The following is a 26,264-nucleotide window of genomic DNA, read 5'->3' on the forward strand; positions in this document are numbered from 1 at the left end:
GTGCTTCCCTACAACAGAGTGAGCCCGTCCGATTTCCCGGATGGGCTCACTGATGACATTCCGTCTCCGCTTTCAAACCATCTTTGCGACTGCGTGACAGCGACGAAATTCAGTCCTGTTTCAGCTGCTTTTCTGCTTCCTTGGCCGCCTTAAGCTGTTCCTTGACTTTTTGTGCGTATTCATTCACATATTCCTGACCACTCATCTTCTGAATCTCCATGGTCACACGGTCGGTAAGCGAACGCAGGTCGTCATGCGTGATCTGGTCCAACGGTTTTTTTCCGACTTCGATCGGCTTGCCGTAAATCACCGTGGTCTTACCTTTGTCGGGAATGACCTGCCCTGGCTTCTGCAATTCTCGGGAGCCGATGATGGCGGCCGGAACAATCGGACATCCGGTTTCGAATGCCAGACGCGCCGCACCGGTGTGGCCTTTATAGAGACGTCCGTCAGGACTGCGGGTGCCTTCGATGTGGATGCCGAACAGGTGGCCGTCCTCAATGATTTCGCGGGCATGGTTCAGCGCGCCCAACGACTTGGAACCACCGGAACGATCCACGGGGAACACTCCAACGGATGTGAACCACCATTTCTTGAACTTGCCTTTGATGCCTTTACCTTCGAAATATTCGGCCTTGCCCATGAAGTGAATCATGCGTGGGCTGGTCAGCGGCAACAGCGCGTCGTCGATGACGGCAAGATGGTTGGCCGCAATAATGGCACCGCCTTCGCGAGGAATGTTTTCAAGCCCTTTTGCGGTCGGTCCCAAACGGTGGATGGCGATCGGTCCTAGGCCTTTAACGAAAAACCAATAGAGCATTCTTCACGGTCCTCCCAGCGGATGGGCATCCGCTTGATTAAAGTTATCAGTATGACTGACCTCAACAATAGCAATGCCAATGAAGAACACCCAAATGCCGAGTCGCATGGTGGAGGGAATGGTCCCTCCTCTGATGCGAACGATCTGGATGCCGCTTGGGCCGAGTTCGCCAATTCCCATGCCGACGATTTGAAGGCCGTGGAACACTCAAGGAATGCGAGGCGTTTCGAGAAGCATGCGCAGCGACGTGAAAAAGAGGCGCTGCTATCGATTCAGGATCTGGATCAGGGTACATTCACCGACGATATGCCGCAAGGTCGTGGACCACGCGATTTCACGGGTTCCAGCTGGTTGGACACTGATAGCGTGATGGACCGTTATGGAGATGATTTCGTGCCTCCGAGTCCCGAAATCGGACATGTCAAGCTTTCGAAACTCGTGTTCTGGGCGTTGCTGGTCGCCGGAGTTATCGGCATCATCGCTTCCGTATTCATGCCTGCGTTGGCGGCGATTCTGGGATCGATTTTCGGCTTGTGTGCATTGGTTGGCGCCGCAGGGCTTATTGTGCAGCACAAGGGACACTCGCAGACTCGCTTTGATGAGTTTGATGATGGCGCGAGGGTCTGATTTCGACCTTTTCTTCATCGAGCATATTTTCAGAACATCATAAGAATCCTGGCAGCGAGATTTCCATATCGAAAGCCTCGCATCAAAAAATGCGTGTGCAGCACCAGATATTTCGATGCCGCACACGCATAATTATTCAGTTATTGGCAAATATCGATCAGAAAGTCTTGAATCAGGCATTTTTCTTCGACTGAGCGGTAGCGATCCACTGATCAAGCAACGCGGATGCTTTACCGGAGTCGACGGTCTCTTCGGCGATGGCGTAGGCCGCTTTGAAACGATCGGCGAGGCTGGCTTCCGTCGGCACCAAATGTCCATCGGCGACAATCGCGGATGCCGCATTGAGCAGAGCGGTGGTACGGAACGGCACGTCCTTGCCTGCGAGGAAGTCACGGAATAGTTGGGCATTAAGCTCCGGTTCACCACCCTTGAGGTCGGCGACGGTCACTTTGGCGAGACCGAGTTCAACGGTTGGATCAAACTCGTTTTCCGTGACCTTGCCGTCCTTAAACTCCCAGATGGATACCGGGCCAGTCGGGGCCATCTCATCCAAGCCTTCGTTGGAGGTGTAGACCATACCGGTCTGACCGTTCGCCGCATATACTTCGGCCATAATCGGACTCATCTTGCGATTGGCGCAACCGACCGCCATATGCTTCGGAGCGGCAGGATTGGTCAGCGGGCCCAGCACGTTGAACACGCAGGGCACTCCCAGCGCGGCACGAATCGGACCAACGAAACGCATCGCCGGATGGAAGGTACGTGCGAAAGCGAAAGCGATGCCGCACTCATTGCCGACTTGGGCAACCTGCTCCGGCTCTAGATCAAGAGGCAGTCCCAATGCCTCGAAGCAATCGGCGGTGCCGCACTTGGAAGAAGCTGCGCGATTGCCATGCTTCACGACTTTCACTCCGGAGGCGGCAGCCACCACCGCACCCATAGAAGACAGGTTCACCGTCGCAGCGCCGTCACCGCCAGTGCCGACAATGTCAGTGGTCTCCCCCTCAACGTCGAGCTTGATGGCGTGGCCTATCATGGCTTTGGCCGCTCCGCGAACCTCGCCCGAGGTCAGACCGAGCTGCTGCTGGGTTGCCAGAACCGCGCCAACGGCCGCCGGATTGGCGTTGCCGCTCATAAGGTCATCGACGAACCACTCGGATTCCTCGGCGCTCAGATGGTCCCCTCCGACCAACTTGGTGAGGATCGACTTCCATGTGATTCCGGCCATGATGCCCTCCTTGACGCTTCGGCACGTCATATCGTTGTATGATGCCGATTATTGTATCGGGTCTACGTTTCTTGGTTTTCCAACGTCCATATCACGAACAGATAATTACACGAACCGTCCCACTTATAAAATGCACAGACGATTCCGATATCGATCTCACGTATATCAGATAGCAAAAGAACGGATTAAAAAGGCGGTCTGCGAAAAATCCGCAAACCGCCTTCACCATGCGCGAATCATCAACGCACTATCTCACGCGTCACTGCTCGTTCTGTCCGTGGCACATCTTGTACTTGCGACCGGAACCACACGGGCACTGGGCGTTCTTGCCAGTTCCCGGGAAGGTACGGCCATCCGCCCACGAGGAGTGCAATTCCTCGCTCTTCGGACGCTTGTTGGCCGGAACTTTGCCTTCGGCGTGGCTGATCGGCTGCATGCCAACGATTCCAGATTCGTTCTTCTGCTCGTCAGCCAGTTCGTCGATGACGGTCTTTTCGGACTCATCATCGGTTTCCGGCTCGGCAGGAGCGGTTTCGCCGGTAGGCTCAGTTTCGCCTCCCAGTCCCATCACCGCTTCAGCCGCATTCACGGCCTCATCCTCGTCAGATTCAGTGTCGGTGTCTTCGGTGGTGGCGACACGATCGATATCGACATGGAACAGCAACTGGATGGTCTCCTCCTTGATCGCTTCGATCATGGAGTTGTACATCTGGTAGCCTTCGCGCTGGTATTCGACCAACGGATCACGCTGACCCATGCCACGCAGCCCGATGCCGTCCTTGAGATAGTCCATCTCATACAGGTGTTCGCGCCACTTGCGGTCAAGAACCGCGAGTACGACACGACGTTCCAGCTGACGCAGACCCTCTTCACCAAGCTTGCCTTCGAAGTCGGCATACTGGTCCTTGGCGTCGGAAACGATAAGCTCCTGCAGAGCCACGACGGCCTTGTCTCCCTTGAGCTTGGAGACAGCATCCTTGGCTGCTTCCGAATCAACGGCAATCGGGTACACGGCGTTCAGAGCCTTGAACAGGCCCTTCCAATCCCAATCCTTCGACTTGTCAGAGCCCTTGTTGGCGCCCTTGATGTAGCTCAGTACCGTCTCGTCGATGAACTTGAGGATATCCTTGTGGATGTCCTCGCCCTTCAGTACGGCCTGACGCTCGGCATAAATGACGGTGCGCTGCTTGTTCATCACATCGTCGTATTTGAGCACGTTCTTACGGATTTCGAAGTTGCGTGACTCCACAGCCTTCTGCGCGGTGCGCACGCCCTTGGAAACGCTCTTCGCCTCGATCGGCTCGCCTTCCGGCATACCCTTGGCCATAACGCGGGCCACGAGCTGGGTGTTGAACAGACGCATCAGATCGTCTTCGAGCGACAGGTAGAAACGGGACTCGCCCGGATCGCCTTGACGTCCGGAACGTCCACGCAGCTGATTATCGATACGGCGGGACTCGTGACGCTCGGTACCAAGCACGTACAGACCACCAAGCTCGACGACCTCTTCATGCTCGTCCTTGACCTGCTCCTTGATTTCGGCCAAGGTGCCCGGCCAACGCTTTTCGTACTCGTCCGGAGTGTCATCCGGAGAGTAGCCTTCGGACTTAAGCTTCGCATCGGCGAGGAATTCGACGTTGCCGCCGAGCATGATATCGGTACCACGGCCTGCCATGTTGGTAGCCACGGTGACGGCGCCCTTACGGCCTGCGACGGCCACGACAGCGGCCTCCTTATCATGCTGCTTCGCGTTCAGCACCTGGTGGGGAATGTTGGCAACGTCAAGCAGGGACGACACGATTTCGGAGGATTCCACCGAAGCGGTACCCAGCAGCACCGGCTGGCCCTTCTTGTGGCGCTTGGCAACATCGCGCACGATGGCGGCAAGCTTCTCCTTCTTGGTACGGAAAATCAGATCGTCCTTGTCTTCACGAATCATCGGCTTGTTGGTCGGAATCGGGAGCACGCCCAGCTTGTAGGTGCCCATGAACTCCGCGGCCTCGGTTTCTGCGGTACCGGTCATGCCCGACAGCTTGTCATACATGCGGAAGTAGTTCTGCAAGGTGATGGTGGCGAAGGTCTGATTCTCAGCCTTGACTTCCACGTTTTCCTTGGCTTCGATTGCTTGGTGCAGACCTTCGTTGTAACGACGACCCGGCAGAATACGACCGGTGTGTTCGTCGACGATGAGCACCTCGCCGCCGGTCACCACGTAGTCGCGGTCGCGCAGGAACAGTTCCTTGGCCTTGATGGCGTTGTTCAGGTAGCCGATCAGTGCAGTGTTGTTCGGCTCGTACAGGTTGTCGATGCCGAGATAATCCTCGATCTTGTTGATGCCTGGATCGAGAATGCCGACGACCTTCTTCTTCTCATCGACCTCATAGTCCTCGTCACGGGTGAGCTTGAGCACCAAACGAGCGAACTGGCGGTACCAACGGGTCACGTCGCCTTCGGCCGGACCGGAGATGATCAACGGGGTACGGGCCTCGTCGATGAGGATGGAGTCGACCTCATCGACGATGGCGAAGTGGTGGCCACGCTGTACCAGATCGGACTTCTCCCACGCCATATTGTCGCGCAGGTAGTCGAAACCGAACTCGTTATTGGTGCCATAGGTGATATCGGCGTTATACTGCTTACGACGCTCCGGCGGCTTCTGGTTGGTGATGATGCAGCCGGTGCTCATGCCGAGGAAGCGGTAAACACGACCCATGAGTTCGGCCTGATAGCTTGCCAGATAGTCGTTGACGGTGACGACGTGCACGCCTTGGCCATCGAGCGCGTTCAGGTATGCCGGCAGAGTCGCCACGAGGGTCTTGCCTTCACCGGTCTTCATTTCGGCGATGTTGCCCCAGTGCAGCGCCGCACCGCCCATGAGCTGCACGTCGAAGTGACGCAGGCCCAGCGTGCGCTTGGAGGCCTCACGCACGGTGGCGAAGGCTTCCGGCATCAGCTTGTCGAGGGACTCGCCATTGTCGAGACGCTGCTTGAACTTGGCGGTCTGGCCCTTGAGCTCCTCGTCATTGAGCGCTGCAATCTCGTCTTCCAGCGCATTGGTTGCCTGAGCGACAAGCTCAAGCTTCTTGATCTGTCGGCCTTCGCCCATTCGCAGAGCTTTATCAACGATATCTACCACAATCACTCCCTTTGTGTATGCGAGTTACCTCGTCCGAGATTAGTCGCTGTTTAACGATTTCTGAAAAACACCGTCCATTTTACGTAACTTTCAGCGTGTTGCAGCTTTCTACCATTCGACATACCGTCTGCAGTCATGAAAAGAGGCCCACACATACACTGTGCGGGCCCCATTCGGTCAGATTATCTCCCTATCCAACCACGTTGCATGTCTTACTTCGCCACATTCTCCGGGGTGTCGATCTCGAAGACGCCATAGCTCCAACCGTGACGATGGTAGACGACGGACGGACGACCGGTCTCCTTGTTCACGAACAGGAAGAAGTCATGTCCGATCAGCTCCATCTCATACAGCGCCTCATCGATGGTCATCGGCTCCGCGATATGCAGCTTGCGACGGATGACAATCGGAGTGTCGCCTACCTGGACCTCGACGGACTCACCCGGACCCAGCTCAGCGGCGACAGCGTCGGCCGGACTGTTATTCGGCTCTTCGACCGGCTCCTCGACTTCCGGAGTCGGCTCGACGACGCCAAGATCGACCGGAACCGGATCGCTGTAGCCACGACGATGATCCTTGCGACGATCACGGGTGCGACGCAGACGGAGAGTCAGCTTGTCGAGAGCCATGTCCAAAGCGCTGAACTCGTCGGCGCTTGAAGCCTCGGCACGCACCACGGTACGACCTGCGATGACAGTGATCTCAACGCGCTTGGCAGTATCGGCCTGACGCGGATTGCCCTCATGCGACAGCACAATCTGAACACGCTGCGCATCCGGGGCGATAGCGGTCACACGATTCATCTTGCTTTCGACAACGTCACGGAACCTTTGCTTGATCTGCGTATGACGTCCGGTAACGACGATTTCCATGTGGACCTCCCTAGACTCAAGCGGTGTTACCCGCTATATACGGACCAAACAGCTGCTTCGCTGTTCGGTAGTCATCATTGTAGCCGCAACATTGTGATTTCACTGAAAAGTTGATGCAAGAAAAATAAAGTTTTTTGATTTTCCTTTCGTCCGTTTTCTTGCTATCATAGTGAGTTTGAGACCTCTTGATGGCCGCGACCGATTCGTCGGTTGAGGAACTTCCGGGCTCCATAGAGCACGATGGCGGATAACGTCCGCCCAGGGCGACCTGAGAGATAGCGCAGCAGAGAACAGACCGCCTATCGGTTTCGACCGATAGGTAAGGGTGAAACGGCGGTGTAAGAGACCACCGGGCCGCTGGTAACAGTCGGCCGCATGGCAAGCCTCATCGGGAGCAAGGCCAAGCAGAAGGCGTTTGAGGGCTGCTCGCCCGAAGCCTTCGGGTAGGCTGCTAGAGCCTGGCGGCAACGTCAGGTCGAGATGGATGGCCATCCGTGCCTGAGGCACGACAGAACCCGGGGTATAAGAGGTCTCACTCTCTTACCACCCCGACCGGCCCCTGTGGTGAAACAGTGTCTGAAAACCGCATAGCCACTACGCGAATCAGCCGTTTCAGGCGAACAATTCCTGTGCGATTTCTCGCAAAACTTCAGGATCATGGCCTTTCCGCCCACCAGCACTCCAGAACCGTCTTTTACGCACTTCGACATCCAACCCAGCAGTTTTTCTTGCTGTCCGACGTCCTAGCTCCCATGCAGCCTCGACGAACACGCCTTGGGATTCGGCTTCATCGCACACACGTTGCGCAAGCTGACGGTCCACACCTTTTCGTTTGAGCTCCATAACCGCTCCCCTATGACCCATCAGTCGTGATGCGCAGTACCGCACCGCGGACTGAGCGTACGCCTCGTCGTCGATGAGACGAACCCTAATCAGTCTGGCAATCACATCGTCCACTACTTCAGGAACGTACCCTTTGCCAACAAGTCGCTCTCTCATCGCACCTGACGGACGCGGTGCCGCATCAAGCAACCGGAGGGCGGCCTCCCTGCACGCATCCAGATCATTCGGATCGTCAGGCGTTCGCGACACGCCGGCCACGACACGCCCTGCGTGTCGCGCGTGTCGCGAACGCTTCGGCGTGTTTTCTTCATCATTGCACAAAACCTGTCCGCAGCCGGATTTGATTCGGCCGTCCTGCAGTCGCCCGCCATGGGAAAGGGCAGAGCCCCCAGCCTCGGACAATACCGGCTGGAGGTCCTGCTGTTCAAGAAATCGCTCGGCACTGATCATATGTCATGCCTTGTCGGCAGGCTTGGAAGACTTTGCCGCGCCCTTAGCCGTTTCCGGCTTGGCAGCATCAGCTTTCGCCTTTTCCTCGCCTTTCACATCCTTCGCCGACACATCGTCACCATCCTCGGCGAATTGGTCAGTAGGCTCAATGAGTCCGAATTCGGCTTTCACCTTATTCTCAATCTCTGCAGTAAGCTCCGGGTTGTCTTTGAGGAACTGACGCACGTTCTCACGCCCCTGCCCCAGTTGGTCGCCATCATACGTGAACCACGATCCGGACTTCTTCACGACATTGACCTGCAACGCCATGTCAAGCACAGATCCTTCTTTGGAAATCCCCTCGCCGTACAGCACGTCGAACTCAGCAGTCTTGAACGGTGGAGCCATCTTGTTCTTGACGACCTTGACCTTGGTACGGTTGCCCACAGCCTCGTCGCCGTTCTTGATGGTCTGGATGCGACGAATATCCATGCGGACGGACGAGTAGAACTTCAACGCCTTGCCACCGGTGGTCGTTTCCGGATTGCCAAAGAACACGCCGATCTTCTCACGGAGCTGATTGATGAAGATGGCCGTGGTACCTGCCTGAGCCAAAGCGCCAGTCATCTTACGCAATGCCTGGCTCATCAGTCGCGCCTGCAAACCGACGTGACTGTCGCCCATTTCACCTTCGATTTCGGCCTTCGGCACCAATGCCGCCACGGAATCGATGACAATCACGTCAAGCGCACCGGAACGAATCAGCATATCCGCGATCTCCAGCGCCTGTTCGCCGTTATCGGGCTGGGAGACGATCAGCGAATCCGTGTCGACGCCAAGCTTGCGCGCATAGACAGGATCAAGCGCATGCTCCGCATCGATGAACGCGGCGACCCCACCGCTTTTCTGGGCATTGGCCACCACATGCAGCGCCAGCGTGGTCTTGCCGGAGGATTCCGGGCCATAGATCTCCACAATACGGCCCTTCGGCAAACCTCCGATGCCCAATGCCATATCCAACGCTAGCGATCCGGTTGGAATCACCTCAACATCCTGCTCAGGACGATCGCCTAATCGCATGGCCGACCCTTTGCCGAAACTCTTCTCGACCTGCGCAAGCGCCGTATCGAGCGCGGCCTGACGACGCGGGTCGATGCCGTTCGCGGACTTGTTCTGTGCGGCTCCCTTTGCCGTGCTCGTCTGTGCCATGACTACTCCTTTTGCCGACTATGACGAATGGTGGCTTCACCGTAAGGCCACAGTATTCGTTCTTGCAAATCCAACGACCGCTGTGGTCGGAAGACATGCGATCCAACGAGTCATAAACCAACATTCCTTGAAAAATCAACGTTCTCACGCGACCTGAAGAATTTGGAAACAGCCCGTTTAGGTTGTTGTCTGTGGATAACTATATCCCAATATGCGAACATCTGTTCGAAGAGGTGTGTTGTGTTCGAAAAAGGCTCAACGAACCGGCATGGGAGGCGCGTTATGATCTTTGCCCCAACGTTGGGAATCCGGGATACCCATCTGGTCGCAGAGCACATTCCACACCACTCGAGGCTCCTCACCTGCACTGAGCGCGTCGACCACCGTCATACCGCCAAGGCGATCAAGCACCTGATCACGCGCCAACGATCGACCGTAGCTGCGTCCGAGCACTTCCTCAAGCAACTGCCAAAATTCACGTTCCTGCACGCGCCCCAGTGTACACAGACTTGATTTATATGAGAAAAGAGAAACGCCCGGCGAACAATCGCCGGGCGTCATCATGCCATATTTCACGAATCAGGCAGTCACGGAATCAAGATAGTCAGCCACCATGCGAAGCATCTGGGCTGTGGACAGCCCCAAAGACTGCGCGATGGACGACAGCAGCTCGGAACTGGCCTCCTTCTGCCCGCGTTCCACTTCGGAAAGGTATCCCAGCGACACACCGGCCTTTTCGCTGACCTCGCGAAGCGTCTTGTGGTCTCGCGTTCGCAGGTCACGCAGCACATGGCCGATGGCTTCGCGCAACGAAACCTCCTTAGCCTCATCAGACTGCTCTGAAGCATGCTGCACGGCATGCGCGCGCACACGCTCGGAGTCCTCTTCCTGCCACATTCGCGTCAACGCGGCCTGACGCTCGTCCTTGGCTTTCTTGGCCGCACGCGCACGGAGCACCTGCTGCTGCGCGAACATCACCGCGCGCCTCTGAGCCGGCGTGAGCTCCCTGACACGAGCCCCGGCAGCCTGCGCGGTCGCAGGGGCCATAGCCTTGAGTTCCCGCTGTTCTTTGGTGAGTGTCATCATTTCCATTCATCAGCCCCTTTTTCGTGCGTACGTCTGTCCACTATGGTCAACACTCATCTTTGTGGATTATTCCTGTGAATCCACTGAAAGCTCCCTCAGTTTTTGCAGAATGCAATACACGACGCCACGCCGTACGCCTTCCCTATCTCCCTGCAGGCGAAGTTCGAAAGCCTCCGTTCGCCTAGAGCGAACAGATCCAAACCCGCCCGGCAGGGAACAGCCGACGTAGGCAAGTCCCGCAGACTTGTCTCCGTCAGGTCCAGGACCCGCCACACCGGTGGTCGACAATCCGACGACACGATCGCCGTCCTCCTGCTGCCGGTACAGCCTCGCCGTTCCGAAAGCCATCTGGCGCGCCACTTCGGGATGAACGGCCCCCTCTCGGCGCAACAACTCGGCATCCACACCAAGAATCGACGCCTTGGCACGAATGTCGTATGTCACAGCGGAGCCAAGAAACACTTTCGACGCCCCCGGCACACGCACGAAAGCATCGGCCAGCAAGCCTCCCGTCAACGACTCGGCTGCCGCGATTTTGAAACGATTGGTCTCGCAATATGCAAGAACGGCCGCAGCCAATTCATCGCATTGCGATTGGTTGGCGGCAGCCGTCTGGTTCAAGGATTCAATCATGAATACCCTACTTGGTTTCTTTTCCGGTCTTGCCTGCGGGCTTTTTACGACCGCCGAAAGTATTAACCAGATACTCGCCGCCGGAATACAGGCAGAGAATCAGCGCAAGATAAATCAGCGCATACGTGATGATGTAGTAGACGGTCATCCACATCGGGGTGTCGCCTAACCCTTTCGGAGCCAAGCTCCACATAGGCAGCATCAACATGGCCAGACCGATGCACTGGCAGAGCGTCTTGTACTTGCCTGCCTGGGACGCGGCGATGACCTTGCCGCCCGTGTCGATCACAAAGAAGCGCATGACGGTGATGCCGATCTCACGAATCAGGAACAGGGCGGTCACGACCCAGCCCAGCACTGGATTGACGAATTCGTTGAAGATGGCGGCAACAATCAGTGTGCCGCAGGTGAGCAGTTTGTCGGCAATCGGGTCCATCAGCTTGCCAAGTTCAGTGACCTGGTTGTATTTGCGGGCCATCCAACCGTCAAGCTTATCGGTGCAGGCCGCGACGATGAAAATGACCGCGGCAACCCAACGCATGGTGACGTTGTCCACGCCCCACGCGCCGGCTTTGGCGTACAGCGCCAAAAACACGATGACCAAGATGATACGAGAGAAGGTGACAAGGTTCGGCGGCGCGTTCCAACCGTCAAGCAACGATGATTTGCGTTCTTCTTGCTTTTCCATACCGTTCACGTTACCCTGACACTTCTACTTGCTTACAAATTTGCGTTTCATACGGAGCGTTCCCCAGTCACATCGCCACTTCGGAATCCGCTGTCGAAGAAGCTCCCGAATTCAGCGACGAAGTCTCGCCCTTGATGAAGGCGAGCACCTGCGGCAGGTCCTGGGGCTGCACCAACACCTCGCGCGCCTTGGACCCTTCGGACGGCCCCACGACGCCACGCGACTCCAGCAGATCCATGAGACGTCCCGCCTTGGCGAACCCGACGCGCAGCTTGCGCTGCAACATGGACGTCGAGCCGAACTGCGATGTGACCACCAGTTCCGCCGCCTGCAACAGCACGTCCATATCGCCGCCGATATCTTCATCCGGTTCGATGGCCTTCTTGTCGGCTTCCTTAGCCATTTCCTCGATATCCTCGCGGTAATGCGGCTTACGTTGGGTGCGCACGAACTCCACCGCACGACGGATTTCCGATTCGTCGACCCATGCACCCTGCACACGCAACGGTTTGGCCTGTCCCATCGGCAGGAACAGCGCATCGCCCTGCCCGATCAGGGTTTCCGCTCCGGTGGAATCGAGGATGACTCGAGAATCCGTGGCGGACGAGGTCGCAAAAGCAAGTCGTGAAGGAATATTCGCCTTGATCAGACCGGTGACCACATCAACCGACGGACGCTGGGTGGCAAGCACCAGATGCACACCTGCCGCTCGTGCCAGCTGCGTAATGCGCTGGATGGAGCTTTCCACATCGTTCTTGGCCACCATCATCAAATCGGCCATCTCGTCGACGACCACCAGGATGTACGGATATGGGGCAACCTTCCGCTTCGACCCGGCCGGCGCATGCACTTTGCCCGCACGCACGGCCGCATTGAAATCCTTGATGTGGCGGAATCCGAAGAATTCAAGATCGCTGTAGCGAGCATCCATCTCCTTGACCACCCATTCAAGCGCCTGCGCGGCCTTCTTCGGATCGGTGATGATCGGCGTGAGCAGATGCGGGATGCCCGCGTATGCCGACAGTTCCACTCGTTTCGGATCAACCATGATCATGCGCACTTGGTCAGGCGTCGCCCTCATGATCACAGATGTCAGCATGGAGTTGATAAAACTGGACTTACCGGAACCAGTGGCGCCTGCCACCAGAAGATGCGGCATCTTGGTGAGGTCAGCCGTTACAAAATGGCCTTCCACATCCTTACCCACGCCTGTGAGCATCGGGTTTGGATCATTCCTTGCCTTGTCCGAGCGAAGCACGTCGCCAAGTACCACGGTTTCACGGTCGGTGTTCGGTATTTCGATGCCGATGGCGGATTTGCCTTCGATCACCGACAGAATGCGTACGTCGGAGCTGGCCACCGCGTAGGCGATGTTTTTCTGCAGATTGGTAACCTTCTCCACTTTCACGCCAGGACCAAGCTCCACCTCGTACATGGTCACGGATGGGCCTCGCAGGAAGCCGATAACTTTGGCATCGACATTGAATTGCTGGAAGGTGACCGTAAGCGCACGAATCACACGATCGTTCTCCGGCGTGTGCACGGCGTGCGGCGCACCTTGCTTTAGCATGCCGAGGTCAGGTAGATGGTATGGGCCTTCCGGAATCCCGTCGGATTCATCGGAAACGCCTTCTTCGCTCACGCCGCCATTCAGATCGTTTACGACCTCGTTGGTCGCCGCATCGACCATAACCTGCGTTCCATTGGATGTGCCGTTCTCATCGATGACCGCCCACGGATCGTCCGCGGCCACGCCGACTGACTTGATTTCACTGGATGGTACCGCTCCAACCATCGCGGGGACGGTTTCTGGAATTTGCGGCATGGTGCCGCTTGCAGTTCCGATTGGATCTGACGAAAGGGAACGCGCCACAGGCATCTGAGGCATGACGACGGTTCCGCCAGAATCCTGAGCGGAATGTTCGCCGGATGAAATGCTGCGCGGCTGCGAAACGCTCTGATATGGTTCGTCAAGCATGGTTTCCGCCGTTTCGCCATGTCGTTCGGCGGCATTGCGAAACGCCTCATCGCCGTCATAGTATTCGAGTCCGTCCTGAGCGCCCTGCTTCTTGGTTTTTGATGATATCAACTGCCTTAAGCGAGAAAGCAGCATCGGCTTCTTCTCTTCGGCTGCCGCATTGTCGGTCCCATCATGCGCCGGCACCCCCTCGGCAAAGGACAGCGTGGCATCTCCGATGCGCACCTCATTCGGGAATTGCTCGGTCTCGTCATCGCCCGTCTTATTTGCACTGAAACCAAAACGGGACATTAACGAGCACACCTTGTCGGGAATCTCATCAACCCGCGTATGGGTGATCATCAACAGCGAAAACAGAATGACGACCACGAAAATAACGATGGCGAACGCTTTGGAAAGCCCCCATGCCAACGGGCAACCAAGCACGTAGCCGAGCAATCCTCCCGCTTTCTGCAGCAACGCCATATCGAAACCTTGGATGTCGGATGCAAGTGCCGCGTCAAGTATGGAACAGATGGACCACAAGATCATGGACCATCCCGTAGCCATACGCGCATTGTCGCTTTTGCGCTGGGTCTTATGCATAAGGCTGAACACCACTAGCATTAGGAAAACCGGCAGAATGACGCTCATCAGGCCAAACAATCCGGAGGCCATGGCATGGAGCACCTGACCGAATGCACCTTGCACCCGGAACCATTCCGAAGCGCAGAACAGTACCGCGAGAATCACCAGAACAAAACATGCAATGTCGCGCCTGTACTTGGTCAAGACGCCCATCACTGGCGATGGTTCGACCGCGTCCATGACCTTGGTCTCGCCGGAACGGGCTTTGCCCGCGGACCTTTTGCCACTGGATTTCGTGTTGGAAGATGCTGTTCGTGCCATAACGGTCATGATTTTACCCATGGGATGCGCCATGACATGACATTTCCTCGAATCGCACACATTTTCTAACTTAAGTGAACACGCAATTTCACTGATTGGATTCCGCCAAGATCGTCACCGTCAAGCTGGGTGCCAAGTCGGAGAAGACCGTGGATAAGGTGGAAAGCTTCGACGAATACGGCAGCGGGGTTTTCATTTCAGGCGAGGTCTCCGAGATGATGCTGGGTGTAGGCGTCCGCCTGCGCGTCTATGGCGTCGTAGGCACCTGCATCGGCATGTTCGATGATGGCCATCGCATTGCCTAGCAGTGCCGGATTGAGCGCTTGGAGCCAGTGGATGCGCGGGTCACGACCGAACCATCCCATCTGCTTGCGTGCCAGACGCTTCGTTTTCTGCGCGATGTCCATGAACGTGTCGTTCAGGTCGCGCAACCCGTCCAAATAGTCGACGACCTGCTGGTAACCGAGCGCTTTGGCCGCGGTGATGCCCAGTTTGGGACGTATGCGCTCCACTTCTTCGATGAATCCGCCTTCAAGCATCTGCTTGGTGCGGATGTCGATACGACGGTCCAGTTCCTCACGGGGCAGATCGAGACCGATTTGCACAGTGGGAATGACGTACCGATAATGCGGAAGGCTTGCCGAATAGGGGCGTCCCGTCACTTCGATGACTTCCAGCGCGCGGATGGTTCGTCTCGGATTGTGCGGATCCATGCGCGCCGCCGCTTCGGGATCCTTAACCTTCAGCTCGTCGAACAGCGCGCCCGCGCCTTCGGCTTTCTCCCGTTCCTCAAGCGCCTTGCGCACTTGCGGGTCGGTGCCGGGGAAGGAGATGTCGTCGATGGCCGCCCGTGCGTACAGGCCGGAACCTCCAACAAGGATAGGACGCACTCCCCTGGCCTGTAGTTCGGCTATTTTCTCGCGGGCGAGCTCTTGGAACCGCGCCACGGACATGGCATCGTCCGGTTCGATTATATCGATGAGATGATGTCTGACCTGCGCCTGCTCTTCCGTGCTCGCTTTGGCCGTGCCGATATCCATGCCCCGATACATCTGGTATGCGTCGGCGTTGATGATTTCCGCCTGTTCGCCTTTGCACGCCAACGCTTTGGCGATGGCAATGCCCAACCCGGTTTTGCCGGATGCGGTTGGTCCAACAATGGACACAACCTTACGCTGCATGGCAGGATCGGCGTCCCTTGTTTTGCCTGTTTTCTCAGAGGTCTGCTCAGTGTCGAACGGCATAGGTCTGCCCCGCCTTCAGATCGGGATCGGCAATGAGGTTGTGACGTCCCGCATGGGTGATGGTGGCGGTCACGAAATCGCCTACCTGCGGCATCGGCTCGCCTTCGGGCACACCGACATGCACGAGCACGCCGGTTTTTTCGCGCCCGGTGACGCGATGGGTCGCGGCGTCCTTCTTGCCGGATGCGCCGGTGACCATCACTTCGACGTCACGGCCTTCGAAGGTTTTGAGATTTTCTTCGGTGATGCGTTCCTGCAATGCCACGAGTCGTTCGAACCGGTCTTGGACCACATCGTGCGGCACCTGCTCCATTTCAGCGGCCGGAGTGCCTGGGCGCGGTGAATAGATGAAGGTGAATGCGGACGCGAATCTCGCCTCCTCCACCACGCGCAGAGTTTCTTGGAAGTCCTCTTCGGTTTCCCCCGGGAAACCGACGATGATGTCGGTGGAGATCTGCGCATCCGGCATGGCCTCACGGATTTTGCGCAGAATGTCAAGGAACTTCGCGGAACGATACGAACGGCGCATGGCGCGCAGGATTCGGTCGGATCCGGACTGCAGCGGGAAGTGCAGCTGGTGCATGACATTGGGCGTTTCGGCCATGGCTGCGATCACGTCGTCGGTAAAGGCGGCGGGATGCGGCGAAGTGAATCGCACGCGCTCCAATCCTTCGATCTCACCGCATGCGCGTAGTAGCTTGGAGAAGGCGAAACGGTCGCCGATGCCGTAACCGAACGAGTTCACGTTCTGGCCGAGCAGCGTGACTTCCTTGGCTCCTTCGTCCACGCACTGGCGGATTTCGGCAAGAATGTCTCCCGGGCGACGATCATGTTCCTTGCCTCGGGTGGTAGGCACGATGCAGAATGTGCAGGTGTTGTTGCATCCGACGGAGATGGCCACCCAGCTTGACACCTTCGACGCACGGTCGGTGGGAAGCTGGCTTGGGAAGTAATTGAGTTCCTCTTTGACCTTGACCTGGGCGTGACCTTCGATACGTGCCTGATCGAGCAGCTGCGGCAGTGAACCGATGTTCTTCGTACCGAACACGGCGTCGACCCATGGCGCTTTTTTTGCGATTTTCTCACGGTCGAGCTGCGCCATACAGCCGCCGACGGCGATCTGCAGGTTCGGGCGCTGGCGCTTCCTTTCGGCCCACAGACCGATGGTACCGTACATGCGCTCCGCCGCGTTTTCTCGCACCGCGCACGTGTTCATGACGATGAGATCCACGTCATGGTCGAGGTATTGCTCTTCGGTGGCGGGCACGTAGCCGTCCGCTTCAAGCACGCCTGAGATACGTTCGGAATCGTGCACGTTCATCTGGCATCCGAGGGTGTGCACATAGAACACGCCTTTGCCTCGCGTGGCGGTGTCTCCCATGGTGGGTTCCGCAAGTTTCGAGGCGCGCTCCGCCTCGGTCATCATGTCTTCGTTCATAGTGTTCCATGCTATCGGCAGGGATTCCCAGCACGCGCCGTACTATGCGTGGCATGTTGACGGATTGAAGGGATAACGTTTTTTTTTCAGCGCTTTTTCAGTTTCCTATGCTCCTTTTGGGTACACTATGGAACCGTGATACTTGATAGACAAAGCCGCATCAATACCAGCGAGCTGCAAGCGCGATTGAAATCGGTAAGTTTCGACGACGGTCCGTTGCCATCCGATCAGATCACCGAATTCATCGATCAGATGCAGGTGTACGAGGGTGCGATGTATGAGATTAGCACCAAGTTGGAGATTCTTGATTCCGAATTCCAGGTGCGTTTCTCCCATAACCCCATCCATCATATGGAACGCAGGTTGAAGTCCGTCAATTCCATTCTCGGCAAGTTGAAACGTAAGGAGCTGCCGCTGACAGTGGAGTCGGTCAAAGATAATCTGTTTGACGTGGCCGGCATTCGTGTGATCTGCAATTATCGCGATGACGTGTATTCAGTATCGAATTATCTGTCTGCCCAGAACGATATTCAGGTGTTGCGCGTGAAGGATTACATCAAGAATCCGAAGCAGAATGGTTACCGTTCGCTGCATGTGATTTACGCGGTACCTGTTTTTCTGTCTTCCGGACCGCATTACACGCCTGTGGAAGTGCAGTTCCGCACTATCGCCATGGATTATTGGGCGAGTTTGGAGCACGCGCTGCGCTATAAGACGGATCTGCCTGACACAAAACTGTCGGAACATTCGCAAACGCTGCTTGATTGCGCGAGAAGTCTGCAGAATATCGAAACGCAGATGCAGAACATCCACCGCGACATTAATGGCGCGCCTCGGGTTGGAGAGGCTCCTAAGGCCGATTGATGTCCGTCTGCCTGCATTTGACCGCGTGCAGAAGCTGGTCGATGGGCAGCTGGGCGAGTATGGTGCCGGCGAAGATGAGCGCGCAGCCGATGTAGGCTCGGGTGGTCATGATCTCGCCAAGCAGGAGTGCGCCGCCGACCGCGGAGAAGAACGATTCGAGCGACATGATCACGGACGCTCTGGTCGGGGGCACAAGTTGTTGCCCTACGACCTGAAGCGTATAGGCTACGCCAGCGGAGCAGACGCCCGCGTAGACGATGGCGATCCAGCTTTGCGCGGCACCGGCCCAGTCGATGGATCCTTCGATGATAGAGCCAATCCAGCTGAGGATCGCGGTGGTGGTGATCTGCCCGAATGAAAGCAGGATGGGGTCCATGCCTCGCCCGAAGGTGTCTATGACGAGGATGTGCCCCGCGAAGAGGACCGCGGTGAACAGCAGCACCATGTCCGCCAGGGTGATGGATCCGAATCCGTCGGTGACGCACAGCAGGTAGAAGCCGATAACGGAGATGGCGACGCTGATGATGACGCTGAGGTGCACTCGTCGACGCAGTATAACGAAGGCAAGCAGCGGAGTCATAACGATGTATAGCGCGGTGATGAAGCCGGATCGTCCCGCCGACCCAGAGTAAAGAATGCCGTATTGTTGGACGGTACTTGCGGTGAAAAGCACGATTCCGCAGGTGATGCTGACCACGATGGGATTGCCGGTCCATTTCGGCATAGCAACGATTGCGCCGTTGCCGAGGGTGATGGACGGTTTTCCCTGGGTTTCACGGCGTTTATGCTCTTGTTCCGCTATGGTGTTGCGGCGAAACCAAAGCAACGGTATCAACGAAATGGACCCGAGGGTGAATCGGGTAGCTCCGAAGAACAGCGGTGTTGTGGAGTCCATGCCTTGCACTTGCGACACGAATGCGAATCCCCAAATGAGGGCCGCCAGTACGAGGCACGCCATGCCGCCAATCTCTTTTCTTTGCATGAGCACCCACCGTAAAGCATGTCTTTTACTAACGGATAAAGCCTGACCACATTCTGGTCAGGCTTTATCCGTTACGTTGACCGAGGAGCAATGCCGGGAACGCTCCGTCATTTGGATTTCAGTCGCGATTGCCGAGGAGCTGGAGAATATACATGAACATGTTCACGAAATCCAAATACAGATTCAGCGCGCAAAGGATGGAAACCTTCTTGACCATTTCGGGTCCTTGGGCGGAATACTGTTCAAGCATGGCGCGGGTGGCTTGGGCGTCGTAGACGGTCATACCAGCGAAAAGCAGGAGGCCGATGGCGGAGACGATCATGAGGGTGGTGTTGCCGGGGGCGAAGATCATGAGAATCACTTCGGCGATGATAAGCACGATGAGGCCGACGAAAAGGATGGGGCCGGCCTTGAGCATGTTGATCTTGGTGGTGCGTCCGAACATGGTGAGCGCGAAGAAGAAGCCGGCGCACAATGCGAGGGAAATGCCGATGGTACCAAGATCGTAGGCCATGAAGATGGTGCTGAGGGTGAAGCCCATGAGCGCCGCATACACGTAGAACATGACGTATGCGGTGGAGACCTTCATTTTATGGATGCGCGCGCCAAGGTAGATGGCAAGCACGATTTCAATGACGGCGGGGGCGAAGATGCCGATGATGCCCGTGGTTTGGACGAGTGCCAGGTACGCGCCGCTCATTTGGGTGACGATGGCGACCACGGCGGTGACGATCAAACCGAGGGTCATGTGCGTGTATGCGCTGTTGATGGAACTGCGTTCGGCCTGCTCGTAGGAATAGGTGGCCTGCACGTTGACTGCGGCGGTACCATTCGGCGCGTAGGCGTATTGCGGCTGCGCATTGTACTGGTCGTACTGTTGGTTGTACTGGTATTGATTGTTGAAGCCGTTATTCTGGGCGTTGTTGCCTTGGGGCTGCTGACCGAATGCCATAATCGCTCCTTTTTGCTCGATTGCGCATCACGATACGGCATTTTCCTGACGATTTCATGAATATTGGCTTAATCTCGTATTTTCTTCAAGGCCTGCATAGGTTTCACGTTCGACACGGGAAGTGTTCCGGACGTGAAAGACTGGGACATGCCATGTCAGATGGCGAACTTGTACGTCACTTTGGCGGTGTCGCTGGAATCGAGAAGGTTCGTCACGTCTACGGTGACTTCGGAATCGTCTTTAAGCACATAAACGCGCCGATCTGCCGTCACGACTATGCCATCACACACTCGCACACTTGAACCCAGAGCAACGCAATGATCTGTCCACGCTCAGCGAGGAATCGTTGAGCGTTAAGGATACGTCCATCTCGCCGACATCCAAACGTGTGTCCATCGCGCAAGTACTTGAGGCAGGTCTGCTTATTCCCGGCGAGACGCTAGTGCGGGATCGGCCTCGCAAGGGCGAACGTTGGGTGGCGCGTCACAGCGGAAGGCAAGCTGCGCATGGATGTGGGTGCCATTGGCCAGCGGTCATTTACTGACGGTCGCTTATTGGCAGGCCAGCCATTCGACGGCAAGCTTCGTTCGATTCGTGATGTTGGTTTTCGCGAGAATGTCGCTGATGCGATTGCGTACCGTACCTTCGCTTAAGAACAGTTTCGCGGCAATCTCCCGATTGTCGTAGCCTTCGGCGACCAGTTGCAGCACGTCACGCTCCCGTTCGGTGAGATTCGCGAAACGGCCCGGAAACTGAACCGCTTCGCTCTTATACGCTTGTGAAACGTCGTTCCATGCTGGACTGGCATTGCCGACATGCAGTTTCTGCAGCACCTGTGCCCCCATGACGACCTGCCCTGCCATCACCGACTGCACTGCGGGAATTACCGATGAGACATCCTGTTTGATCAAATAGCCTTTGGTGCCGATTTCCAGCGCTTTGGCAATATACGACTCGTCCGCGAATGTGGTGAGGATCAGGATTTTCGCATTCGGATGGGCGTCGATGATCTTACGTGACGCAACGAGACCGTCCATGACCGGCATCTGCACGTCAATCAGGAGCACGTCCGGATTATCGGCTTCATATCGGTCTACCGCAGTTTCGCCATCGCAGGCCACCCACGCGATGTCGGCGGTGCCTGTTGCTTTGAGGATCGTGGACAGCGACGAACATACGATTGAATCATCATCGACGATTGCGACTCGCATCATACGTTCTCCTTCGTTGCCATGTGCGTTGCCGTGCTATCGTCCGTTTTGGGAATGGACACGAACACCCGCCATCCTTCATGATAGGGGCCACACACCGCTGTGCCACCGAGGGCGCGCGCACGTTCCTCGATATCGGCCAATCCAATACCTGTATCTCCTTGCATCGCCTCCTTGCGAACGGCACTGCGGAACTGGTGGATGAGGACGGAAGTCTCCCCCATCATGCTGGCGTCACTTTCCTGGGAGCCATCGCTCCACAAGGCCCCGTCATCCTGTATGCGCAACTGCCATAGTGCCGGAAAATCACGCAAAACGATATCGACATTGCGCGCCATACTGTGACGGATCGTATTGTTCAACGCCTCACGAATCGTCGTGGCGAAACAGCGTGACACCGCGGCCGGAGCCGCATCAATGCCGTTGCTCAACATGACCTTCACTCCGCTGGAACCATCAAAACCATGCGCGGATGCTTCGATCTGCGCCACGAAATCCGTGCCTTCGTCTTTCAGATCATGCACCGCGCCTCGCACCAATGTCATCGCCTCGCCCACAGTGTCGCGAATCTGCGCGAATCCTTGAGCCGCCTGTTCCTGTCCGGAAACCTGCGCCATCACCTGCGACGCCTCGGACTGCATGATGGCACGGGTGAGCATATGACCAACGTTGTCGTGGATTTCCCGTGCTATGCGCGTACGTTCCGCAAGCGTGGCCGCACGTACCGAGGCGGCGCGATCCTCCTCGCTTTCCGCCAATTGCGAGCGCAACCGACGTATCTGGTCGCGTCTGGAATCTTGGAGTCTCTTGTTTTGCCATGCAAGTTCGATGTTGCGGGCGCATAGCATGCCGACCGCAAATCCCAATATCATGTACAGAATCAGCAGCGCGGCGACCATTGGAGAGTTTTCGTTCGTACTTGCACCGTAGCAACGAAGTATCGCCGCCACGGCAGGAGCAAGCCACGCCCATCGCACGACAATCTGTATGATTCTCGACAAGACGTGGTGCGGTCTTGATGCTTGCTGACGTTGAATAGCGTATTGCCGGTCGGCGCCATGTGAGGCTGCAGGCAACATGGCTGCGTTGTATGCGGCGATCGGCACCATCGCGCACCATGAAGGCATGATGCAGGCGCCGCAGTCCAACACCAGCAATAGGGCAGCGTTCCATACTGATGAGCGCGCATACTCCCCCACTGCGGCGCAACAGATGGCCAGTAACGTCCCACATACCAGTTCGGCTGACGCATCTCCTGTCATGTATAGATTCGCAATCAACGCGAACGTCAGGAAAATGGCTTGGAACATCAATCGCAACATGCCATCCTCCATTGTCGCCGCCCAACGTGGTCACGTCTTACCAGCGTAGTGCACGATGCCGTCGTTACCGTCCCGCTTTGCCTCGAAGATGACATTTGTCACCTTTTGCCTGTTCCTCTCGCATCGTATTTCATGACTGCAAACACTGTGTCGTTCCTCTTTCATCGGAGAAAATGGAATCATCATCGAACAACGGCCGCCATCGCGGTGGAACATGTGAGGTAAGGAGTTGCTATGAACGGGCATATGGAACGCGCCACTGATGAGCGTTTCGGCAGCGCGGTCAAGGTGTCGAAGCTGGTCAAACGGTATGGGGATATGCTTGCGCTTGACTATTTCGACCTTGACGTGCGTGAAGGTGAGATTTTCGGTTTGCTTGGCCCGAATGGTTCAGGCAAGACCACTGCGATCAATTGCATTCTCGCGTTGCTCACGTTCGATGAGGGCACGGTGCGCGTGTTCGGCGAACCGATAGGCCCGACCAGTTATGCGCTGAAACGTCGCATTGGCATTGTGCCTCAGAATGTTGCCGTGTTCAACGAGCTGACTGTTGAGGAGAATATCGATTATTTCTGCTCATTGTATGTTCCCGACAGGGCTCGTCGCCATGCGATGGTTAAGGATGCGCTGGATTTCGTGGGCTTGCGCGATTACCGCAAGTTCCGTCCGTCGAAACTGTCGGGAGGTTTGCTTCGCCGATTGAACATCGCATGCGGTGTGGCGCATAAGCCGGATCTGATTTTCTTCGACGAGCCGACCGTTGCCGTCGACCCGCAAAGCCGCAATGCGATTCTGGAAGGCATTCAGCGGCTTAACCGCGAAGGCGCGACAGTGATTTACACGAGCCACTACATGGAGGAGGTCGAACAGATCTGCGACCGCATTCTCATCATGGACCACGGCAGGCATCTGGCATTGGGCACTGCCGACGAGTTGAAGACGATGATTGACACCGGCGAACGTATCAACGTGGAAACCGATGACTTGGGCGGTACTCACGATGAGCCCGGCACAAGGAAGACGTTGGAAGAGCTGAGATCGCTGCCATGTGTGGTCGGCGCCGATTATGACGGTCACGAATTGACGGTGCGTTGCCGCAGAGGCGATCACAATCTTCTTGACGTACTGACGTTGCTGAAAACCAACGGCACGAATATCGGGCATCTTTCCTCCCGGCAGCCGACGCTGAACGACGTGTTCCTCGAGCTGACCGGCACCGCGTTGCGCGACTAATGGAAACCATGATCTGAAAGGTTTGTCATTATGCTGCAGACACTGCTGGTCAATCTGAAACTTCATTTCAGGGAAAAGTCGCAACTATTCTGGCTGTTCGCTTTTCCCATCATTCTGCCGACCATGTTCAACGGCATGTTCGGCAATATCGCAGAAAGTTACGAATTGCGCACGATCGATGTCGTCGTGGTCGATAATGACGATTGGCGCGCCTCCCCTGGCGCGCAAACGTTAGTTGACGGCATTTCGTCCGATGCCGACGGCGATCATATAAAGGCCGACAGTGATGATGGTGCCACGCCGAAGCTCATCACGGCCACGAAAACCAGCTCAGTGCAGGCCGCGAATCAGCTGCTTTCCGATGGGAAGGCGCAAGGCGCGCTATCAGTCGACGGCGAAGGGAAACTGCAGTTGGCCATTTCGCAGGCCACGCAATCGTCCGTCACGGATGTGATGGCATCAAGCGGCAGTTTGGACATTTCCCTGACAGTATTGGGCAATATCGTGGACTTGTACAATCGCAACACCAACGTGGTGGTCAATACCGCGCAGCATAATCCGTCGGCTTTGCTGGACGACGCATTCACCGGCAGTATCGGATCGTCAAGCGGGTTCACGAAAGAAATCCAGTTGACGAATTTCAAACCGAGCAGCACCGCACGCTACTATTACGCGCTGCTTGGCATGGCTGCGATGATGGCCATGAGTTTCGCCGTGAATGCGGTGTCGATGGCGCAGGCGAATCTTTCGGCGCTTGGCATCCGACGTTCCGTCGCTCCCCTGCCGAAATTGCAGCAGTTGCTCGCCGGTTTCCTTTCCAGTTGGATCTGCTCGTTCCTGAGTCTGACTATGGCCATGCTGTACATCCGTTTCGGCTGTCAGATCTCCCTTGGCGGCCGTGAATGGGCCGGTTTGTGCGCATGTTTGATGGCATCGTTCGCCACGAGCGCGTTTGGCACATTAATCGGCGCATTGCCGGGTATTCCCGCAGGCGCCAAGCAGGAATTGTGCATGGCTCTGGCTTGCATTCTTTCACTGTTTTCCGGTTTGTATGGTTCGTTCGCCATGGATCTAAGCGATCAGATAGCGCAGCACGCGCCCATATTGAGCACATTGAATCCGGCACAGCAGGTAACGAACCTGTTCTACGACATTCTGTATTACGACAGTTTTCAGCCGTTCCTCGCCACGGTGGGCGTGCTGGCTGCAATGAGCTTGGTCTGCCTTGCCGTGGCGACCGTTCTGCTGAGGAGGCAGCGTTATGAACACCTGTAAAGCCGCGATGCGCGTTCTCAAGGCGCGCAAATTGTATGTGATCATCTATTTGGTGTTGACCGGCACGATGATGTTCTCCATCAGCTGTCAGATCATGCGAGGCTCCTCAGCTGCCGGAGCGTCGACGTATGAGCCGAAATCAGCCCGCATCGCAGTGATCGACCGTGATAATAACGCTGACCATGTGGCGGAATCGTTGCGTTCCTATCTCGCCTTGGATGGTGAGATGGTCGACATTGACGACGATTCCGTATCATTGCAGCAGGCTGTCGCGTCGAATTATGTTGATTTGGTTGCGATTGTTCCAGAAGGTTTCGCCGAGCACTATTTACAGTACGTGGACGGCGGCACGGATGTGCAGCCAACCATCGATACCGTGGTCAGCTATGCTTCCGGGGCTGGATCGCTCGCGCAACTGGAAGTTAACGAATTCCTTTCTTTGACGCGTACCTCCTATCTTGGTCTGCCGCAATCGCAACGCGAACTCGGCACCGCCATGACAACGGTGTTGGATGTTGTAAACGACGATACGAAACAATCGCATATCGCCGTGGTGCCTTCGTCTTCCGAAGATGAAGGCACAGCCACGCTGGGTACGTCGGCATTCGCCGGCACCATCAAAACCGGTCTGTATCCGCTGCTGCTGGTCATGCCGGTATACACGTTCCTCGTGGTCAGCACGTTCAACGACAGCGAGATCAGGCGCAGACTCTACTCGTCGCCCGCACGCACGGTATCGTTGGAAGCGCAGCAAATGTTGACATGCGGAGCGTTCGGCCTGCTGGTATGCGTGGCCTACACTGCGGTGACGTTCCTGCTGATGATGTTGGCCAGAGTCTCCCTTGACGGACTCACCATCATGAATGTCGGACTGTCATTCGTGTCGCTGCTGACTTACACGTTCATGGCGATCGCATGCGGCTTTCTGCTGGGATCGGCAGGCTTCAACGAAATGGCGATGAATGGCTTCGTCAACGTGTTCGCCCTGCTGGTCATGTTCACCTCCGGCATGTCATTTCCTGTGGACATGATGCCGGATCCCATGATCACCATCGGCAAGCTGTTGCCCGGATGGTGGTTCTGCACGTCAATCGATCAGGTGTTCGGCATTGGCACCGCAGCATCCACCGGCGTGAATATCGGCCTATGGGCATCATCCATTGGCTTGGTGGCACTGTTCGGAGTGACTTTTATCTGTCTTGGCCTCACTTTTGGACGCATCCGACGCACAAGGCCAACACTCGCCTCCCCCGCTACCACACAACTCGCCAAATAACATAGGCGATCACATATGTCTTCAGCATTG

The 26,264-nt window shown here is 56.5% G+C and carries 23 protein-coding genes and 1 other RNA gene; 7 read left to right on the forward strand and 17 right to left on the reverse strand.

Annotation, left to right across the window (positions count from 1 at the left end; translation table 11 throughout):
- Positions 1-109: 109 nt before the first annotated feature.
- Positions 110-820, reverse strand: coding sequence for a lysophospholipid acyltransferase family protein (locus tag BBKW_RS06730; RefSeq protein ID WP_033500547.1), 711 nt, complete (start codon positions 818-820; stop codon positions 110-112).
- 51 nt (positions 821-871) lie between these two features.
- Here BBKW_RS06730 and BBKW_RS06735 point away from each other — a divergent pair, with 51 nt between their 5' ends.
- Complete coding sequence (locus BBKW_RS06735) at positions 872-1,447, forward strand: hypothetical protein (RefSeq protein WP_033500610.1); 576 nt, start codon at positions 872-874, stop codon at positions 1,445-1,447.
- Positions 1,448-1,619: 172 nt separating this feature from the next.
- On the opposite strand, the gene trpD is transcribed toward BBKW_RS06735, so the two are convergent.
- The 3 genes from trpD to hpf all read right to left on the reverse strand — a co-directional run bounded on the left by trpD (position 1,620) and on the right by hpf (position 6,683).
- On the reverse strand, positions 1,620-2,675 hold the full coding sequence (trpD, locus tag BBKW_RS06740) for an anthranilate phosphoribosyltransferase (protein ID WP_033500546.1): 1,056 nt from the start codon (positions 2,673-2,675) through the stop codon (positions 1,620-1,622).
- A gap of 259 nt (positions 2,676-2,934) precedes the next feature.
- Positions 2,935-5,811, reverse strand: a complete 2,877-nt coding sequence (gene secA / locus BBKW_RS06745; RefSeq protein WP_033500545.1) for a preprotein translocase subunit SecA — start codon at positions 5,809-5,811, stop codon at positions 2,935-2,937.
- 212 nt (positions 5,812-6,023) lie between these two features.
- Positions 6,024-6,683 (reverse strand): ribosome hibernation-promoting factor, HPF/YfiA family, encoded by a 660-nt coding sequence (gene hpf / locus BBKW_RS06750; protein ID WP_003834414.1) that lies wholly within the window; start codon positions 6,681-6,683, stop codon positions 6,024-6,026.
- A 176-nt stretch (positions 6,684-6,859) separates the two neighbouring features.
- On the opposite strand from hpf, the gene rnpB reads away from it, so the two are divergent.
- An RNA gene (gene rnpB, locus BBKW_RS09935) (RNase P RNA component class A) lies at positions 6,860-7,222 on the forward strand.
- Between the two features lie 73 nt (positions 7,223-7,295).
- Here rnpB and BBKW_RS06755 read toward each other — a convergent pair.
- The 9 genes from BBKW_RS06755 to miaB form a co-directional block, all read right to left on the reverse strand.
- Positions 7,296-7,976 carry a regulatory protein RecX gene (locus BBKW_RS06755; RefSeq protein ID WP_033500544.1) on the reverse strand — a complete coding sequence of 227 codons (681 nt, stop codon included), beginning with the start codon at positions 7,974-7,976 and terminating at the stop codon, positions 7,296-7,298.
- A 3-nt stretch (positions 7,977-7,979) separates the two neighbouring features.
- Positions 7,980-9,164 (reverse strand): recombinase RecA, encoded by a 1,185-nt coding sequence (gene recA / locus BBKW_RS06760; protein ID WP_033500543.1) that lies wholly within the window; start codon positions 9,162-9,164, stop codon positions 7,980-7,982.
- Between the two features lie 255 nt (positions 9,165-9,419).
- Positions 9,420-9,653 (reverse strand): DUF3046 domain-containing protein, encoded by a 234-nt coding sequence (locus BBKW_RS06765; protein WP_034248537.1) that lies wholly within the window; start codon positions 9,651-9,653, stop codon positions 9,420-9,422.
- 90 nt (positions 9,654-9,743) lie between these two features.
- The gene (locus tag BBKW_RS06770; protein WP_033500542.1) at positions 9,744-10,256 is read right to left on the reverse strand and encodes a helix-turn-helix domain-containing protein; all 513 of its coding nucleotides are present in this window, start codon (positions 10,254-10,256) and stop codon (positions 9,744-9,746) included.
- 60 nt (positions 10,257-10,316) lie between these two features.
- Positions 10,317-10,883, reverse strand: coding sequence for a CinA family protein (locus BBKW_RS06775; RefSeq protein WP_033500541.1), 567 nt, complete (start codon positions 10,881-10,883; stop codon positions 10,317-10,319).
- 7 nt (positions 10,884-10,890) lie between these two features.
- Positions 10,891-11,571, reverse strand: coding sequence for a CDP-diacylglycerol--glycerol-3-phosphate 3-phosphatidyltransferase (gene pgsA, locus BBKW_RS06780; RefSeq protein ID WP_033500540.1), 681 nt, complete (start codon positions 11,569-11,571; stop codon positions 10,891-10,893).
- A gap of 67 nt (positions 11,572-11,638) precedes the next feature.
- Positions 11,639-14,470 carry an FtsK/SpoIIIE family DNA translocase gene (locus tag BBKW_RS06785; RefSeq protein ID WP_414835664.1) on the reverse strand — a complete coding sequence of 944 codons (2,832 nt, stop codon included), beginning with the start codon at positions 14,468-14,470 and terminating at the stop codon, positions 11,639-11,641.
- 164 nt (positions 14,471-14,634) lie between these two features.
- Positions 14,635-15,618, reverse strand: a complete 984-nt coding sequence (gene miaA, locus BBKW_RS06790; RefSeq protein WP_033500607.1) for a tRNA (adenosine(37)-N6)-dimethylallyltransferase MiaA — start codon at positions 15,616-15,618, stop codon at positions 14,635-14,637.
- Between the two features lie 46 nt (positions 15,619-15,664).
- Positions 15,665-17,119 (reverse strand): tRNA (N6-isopentenyl adenosine(37)-C2)-methylthiotransferase MiaB, encoded by a 1,455-nt coding sequence (gene miaB, locus BBKW_RS06795; protein ID WP_033500539.1) that lies wholly within the window; start codon positions 17,117-17,119, stop codon positions 15,665-15,667.
- A gap of 135 nt (positions 17,120-17,254) precedes the next feature.
- On the opposite strand from miaB, the gene BBKW_RS06800 reads away from it, so the two are divergent.
- Positions 17,255-17,983 carry a GTP pyrophosphokinase gene (locus BBKW_RS06800; protein WP_033500538.1) on the forward strand — a complete coding sequence of 243 codons (729 nt, stop codon included), beginning with the start codon at positions 17,255-17,257 and terminating at the stop codon, positions 17,981-17,983.
- On the opposite strand, the gene BBKW_RS06805 is transcribed toward BBKW_RS06800, so the two are convergent.
- A complete protein-coding gene (locus BBKW_RS06805) occupies positions 17,970-18,965 on the reverse strand; it encodes a DMT family transporter (protein WP_033500537.1) in 996 nt (331 codons plus the stop codon). The two genes, BBKW_RS06800 and BBKW_RS06805, sit on opposite strands and share 14 nt — an antisense overlap.
- Positions 18,966-19,083: 118 nt before the next feature.
- The gene (locus BBKW_RS06810; RefSeq protein ID WP_033500536.1) at positions 19,084-19,917 is read right to left on the reverse strand and encodes a Bax inhibitor-1/YccA family protein; all 834 of its coding nucleotides are present in this window, start codon (positions 19,915-19,917) and stop codon (positions 19,084-19,086) included.
- Positions 19,918-20,215: 298 nt separating this feature from the next.
- On the opposite strand from BBKW_RS06810, the gene BBKW_RS10250 reads away from it, so the two are divergent.
- Positions 20,216-20,461, forward strand: coding sequence for a hypothetical protein (locus tag BBKW_RS10250; RefSeq protein ID WP_228429115.1), 246 nt, complete (start codon positions 20,216-20,218; stop codon positions 20,459-20,461).
- Between the two features lie 7 nt (positions 20,462-20,468).
- Here the strand turns inward: BBKW_RS10250 and BBKW_RS06815 are convergent, their stop codons facing one another.
- Both BBKW_RS06815 and BBKW_RS06820 read right to left on the reverse strand, forming a co-directional pair.
- Entirely contained in the window at positions 20,469-21,128 is a 660-nt protein-coding gene (locus BBKW_RS06815; protein WP_033500606.1) for a response regulator transcription factor, read from the reverse strand.
- A complete protein-coding gene (locus BBKW_RS06820; RefSeq protein ID WP_033500535.1) occupies positions 21,128-22,450 on the reverse strand; it encodes a sensor histidine kinase in 1,323 nt (440 codons plus the stop codon). Before BBKW_RS06820 ends, BBKW_RS06815 begins: the two co-directional genes overlap by 1 nt.
- Positions 22,451-22,684: 234 nt before the next feature.
- Here BBKW_RS06820 and BBKW_RS06825 point away from each other — a divergent pair, with 234 nt between their 5' ends.
- Genes BBKW_RS06825 through BBKW_RS06835 form a run of 3 tightly spaced genes read left to right on the forward strand, consistent with a single transcriptional unit; the run spans position 22,685 to position 26,234 of the window.
- Positions 22,685-23,683, forward strand: coding sequence for an ABC transporter ATP-binding protein (locus BBKW_RS06825; protein ID WP_048349528.1), 999 nt, complete (start codon positions 22,685-22,687; stop codon positions 23,681-23,683).
- 30 nt (positions 23,684-23,713) lie between these two features.
- Positions 23,714-24,958, forward strand: a complete 1,245-nt coding sequence (locus tag BBKW_RS06830) for an ABC transporter permease (RefSeq protein ID WP_033500534.1) — start codon at positions 23,714-23,716, stop codon at positions 24,956-24,958.
- The gene (locus tag BBKW_RS06835; RefSeq protein WP_033500533.1) at positions 24,945-26,234 is read left to right on the forward strand and encodes an ABC transporter permease; all 1,290 of its coding nucleotides are present in this window, start codon (positions 24,945-24,947) and stop codon (positions 26,232-26,234) included. Before BBKW_RS06830 ends, BBKW_RS06835 begins: the two co-directional genes overlap by 14 nt.
- The last annotated feature ends 30 nt before the right edge of the window (positions 26,235-26,264 follow it).

Source organism: Bifidobacterium catenulatum subsp. kashiwanohense JCM 15439 = DSM 21854 (assembly GCF_001042615.1).
GTDB lineage: Bacteria > Actinomycetota > Actinomycetes > Actinomycetales > Bifidobacteriaceae > Bifidobacterium > Bifidobacterium catenulatum.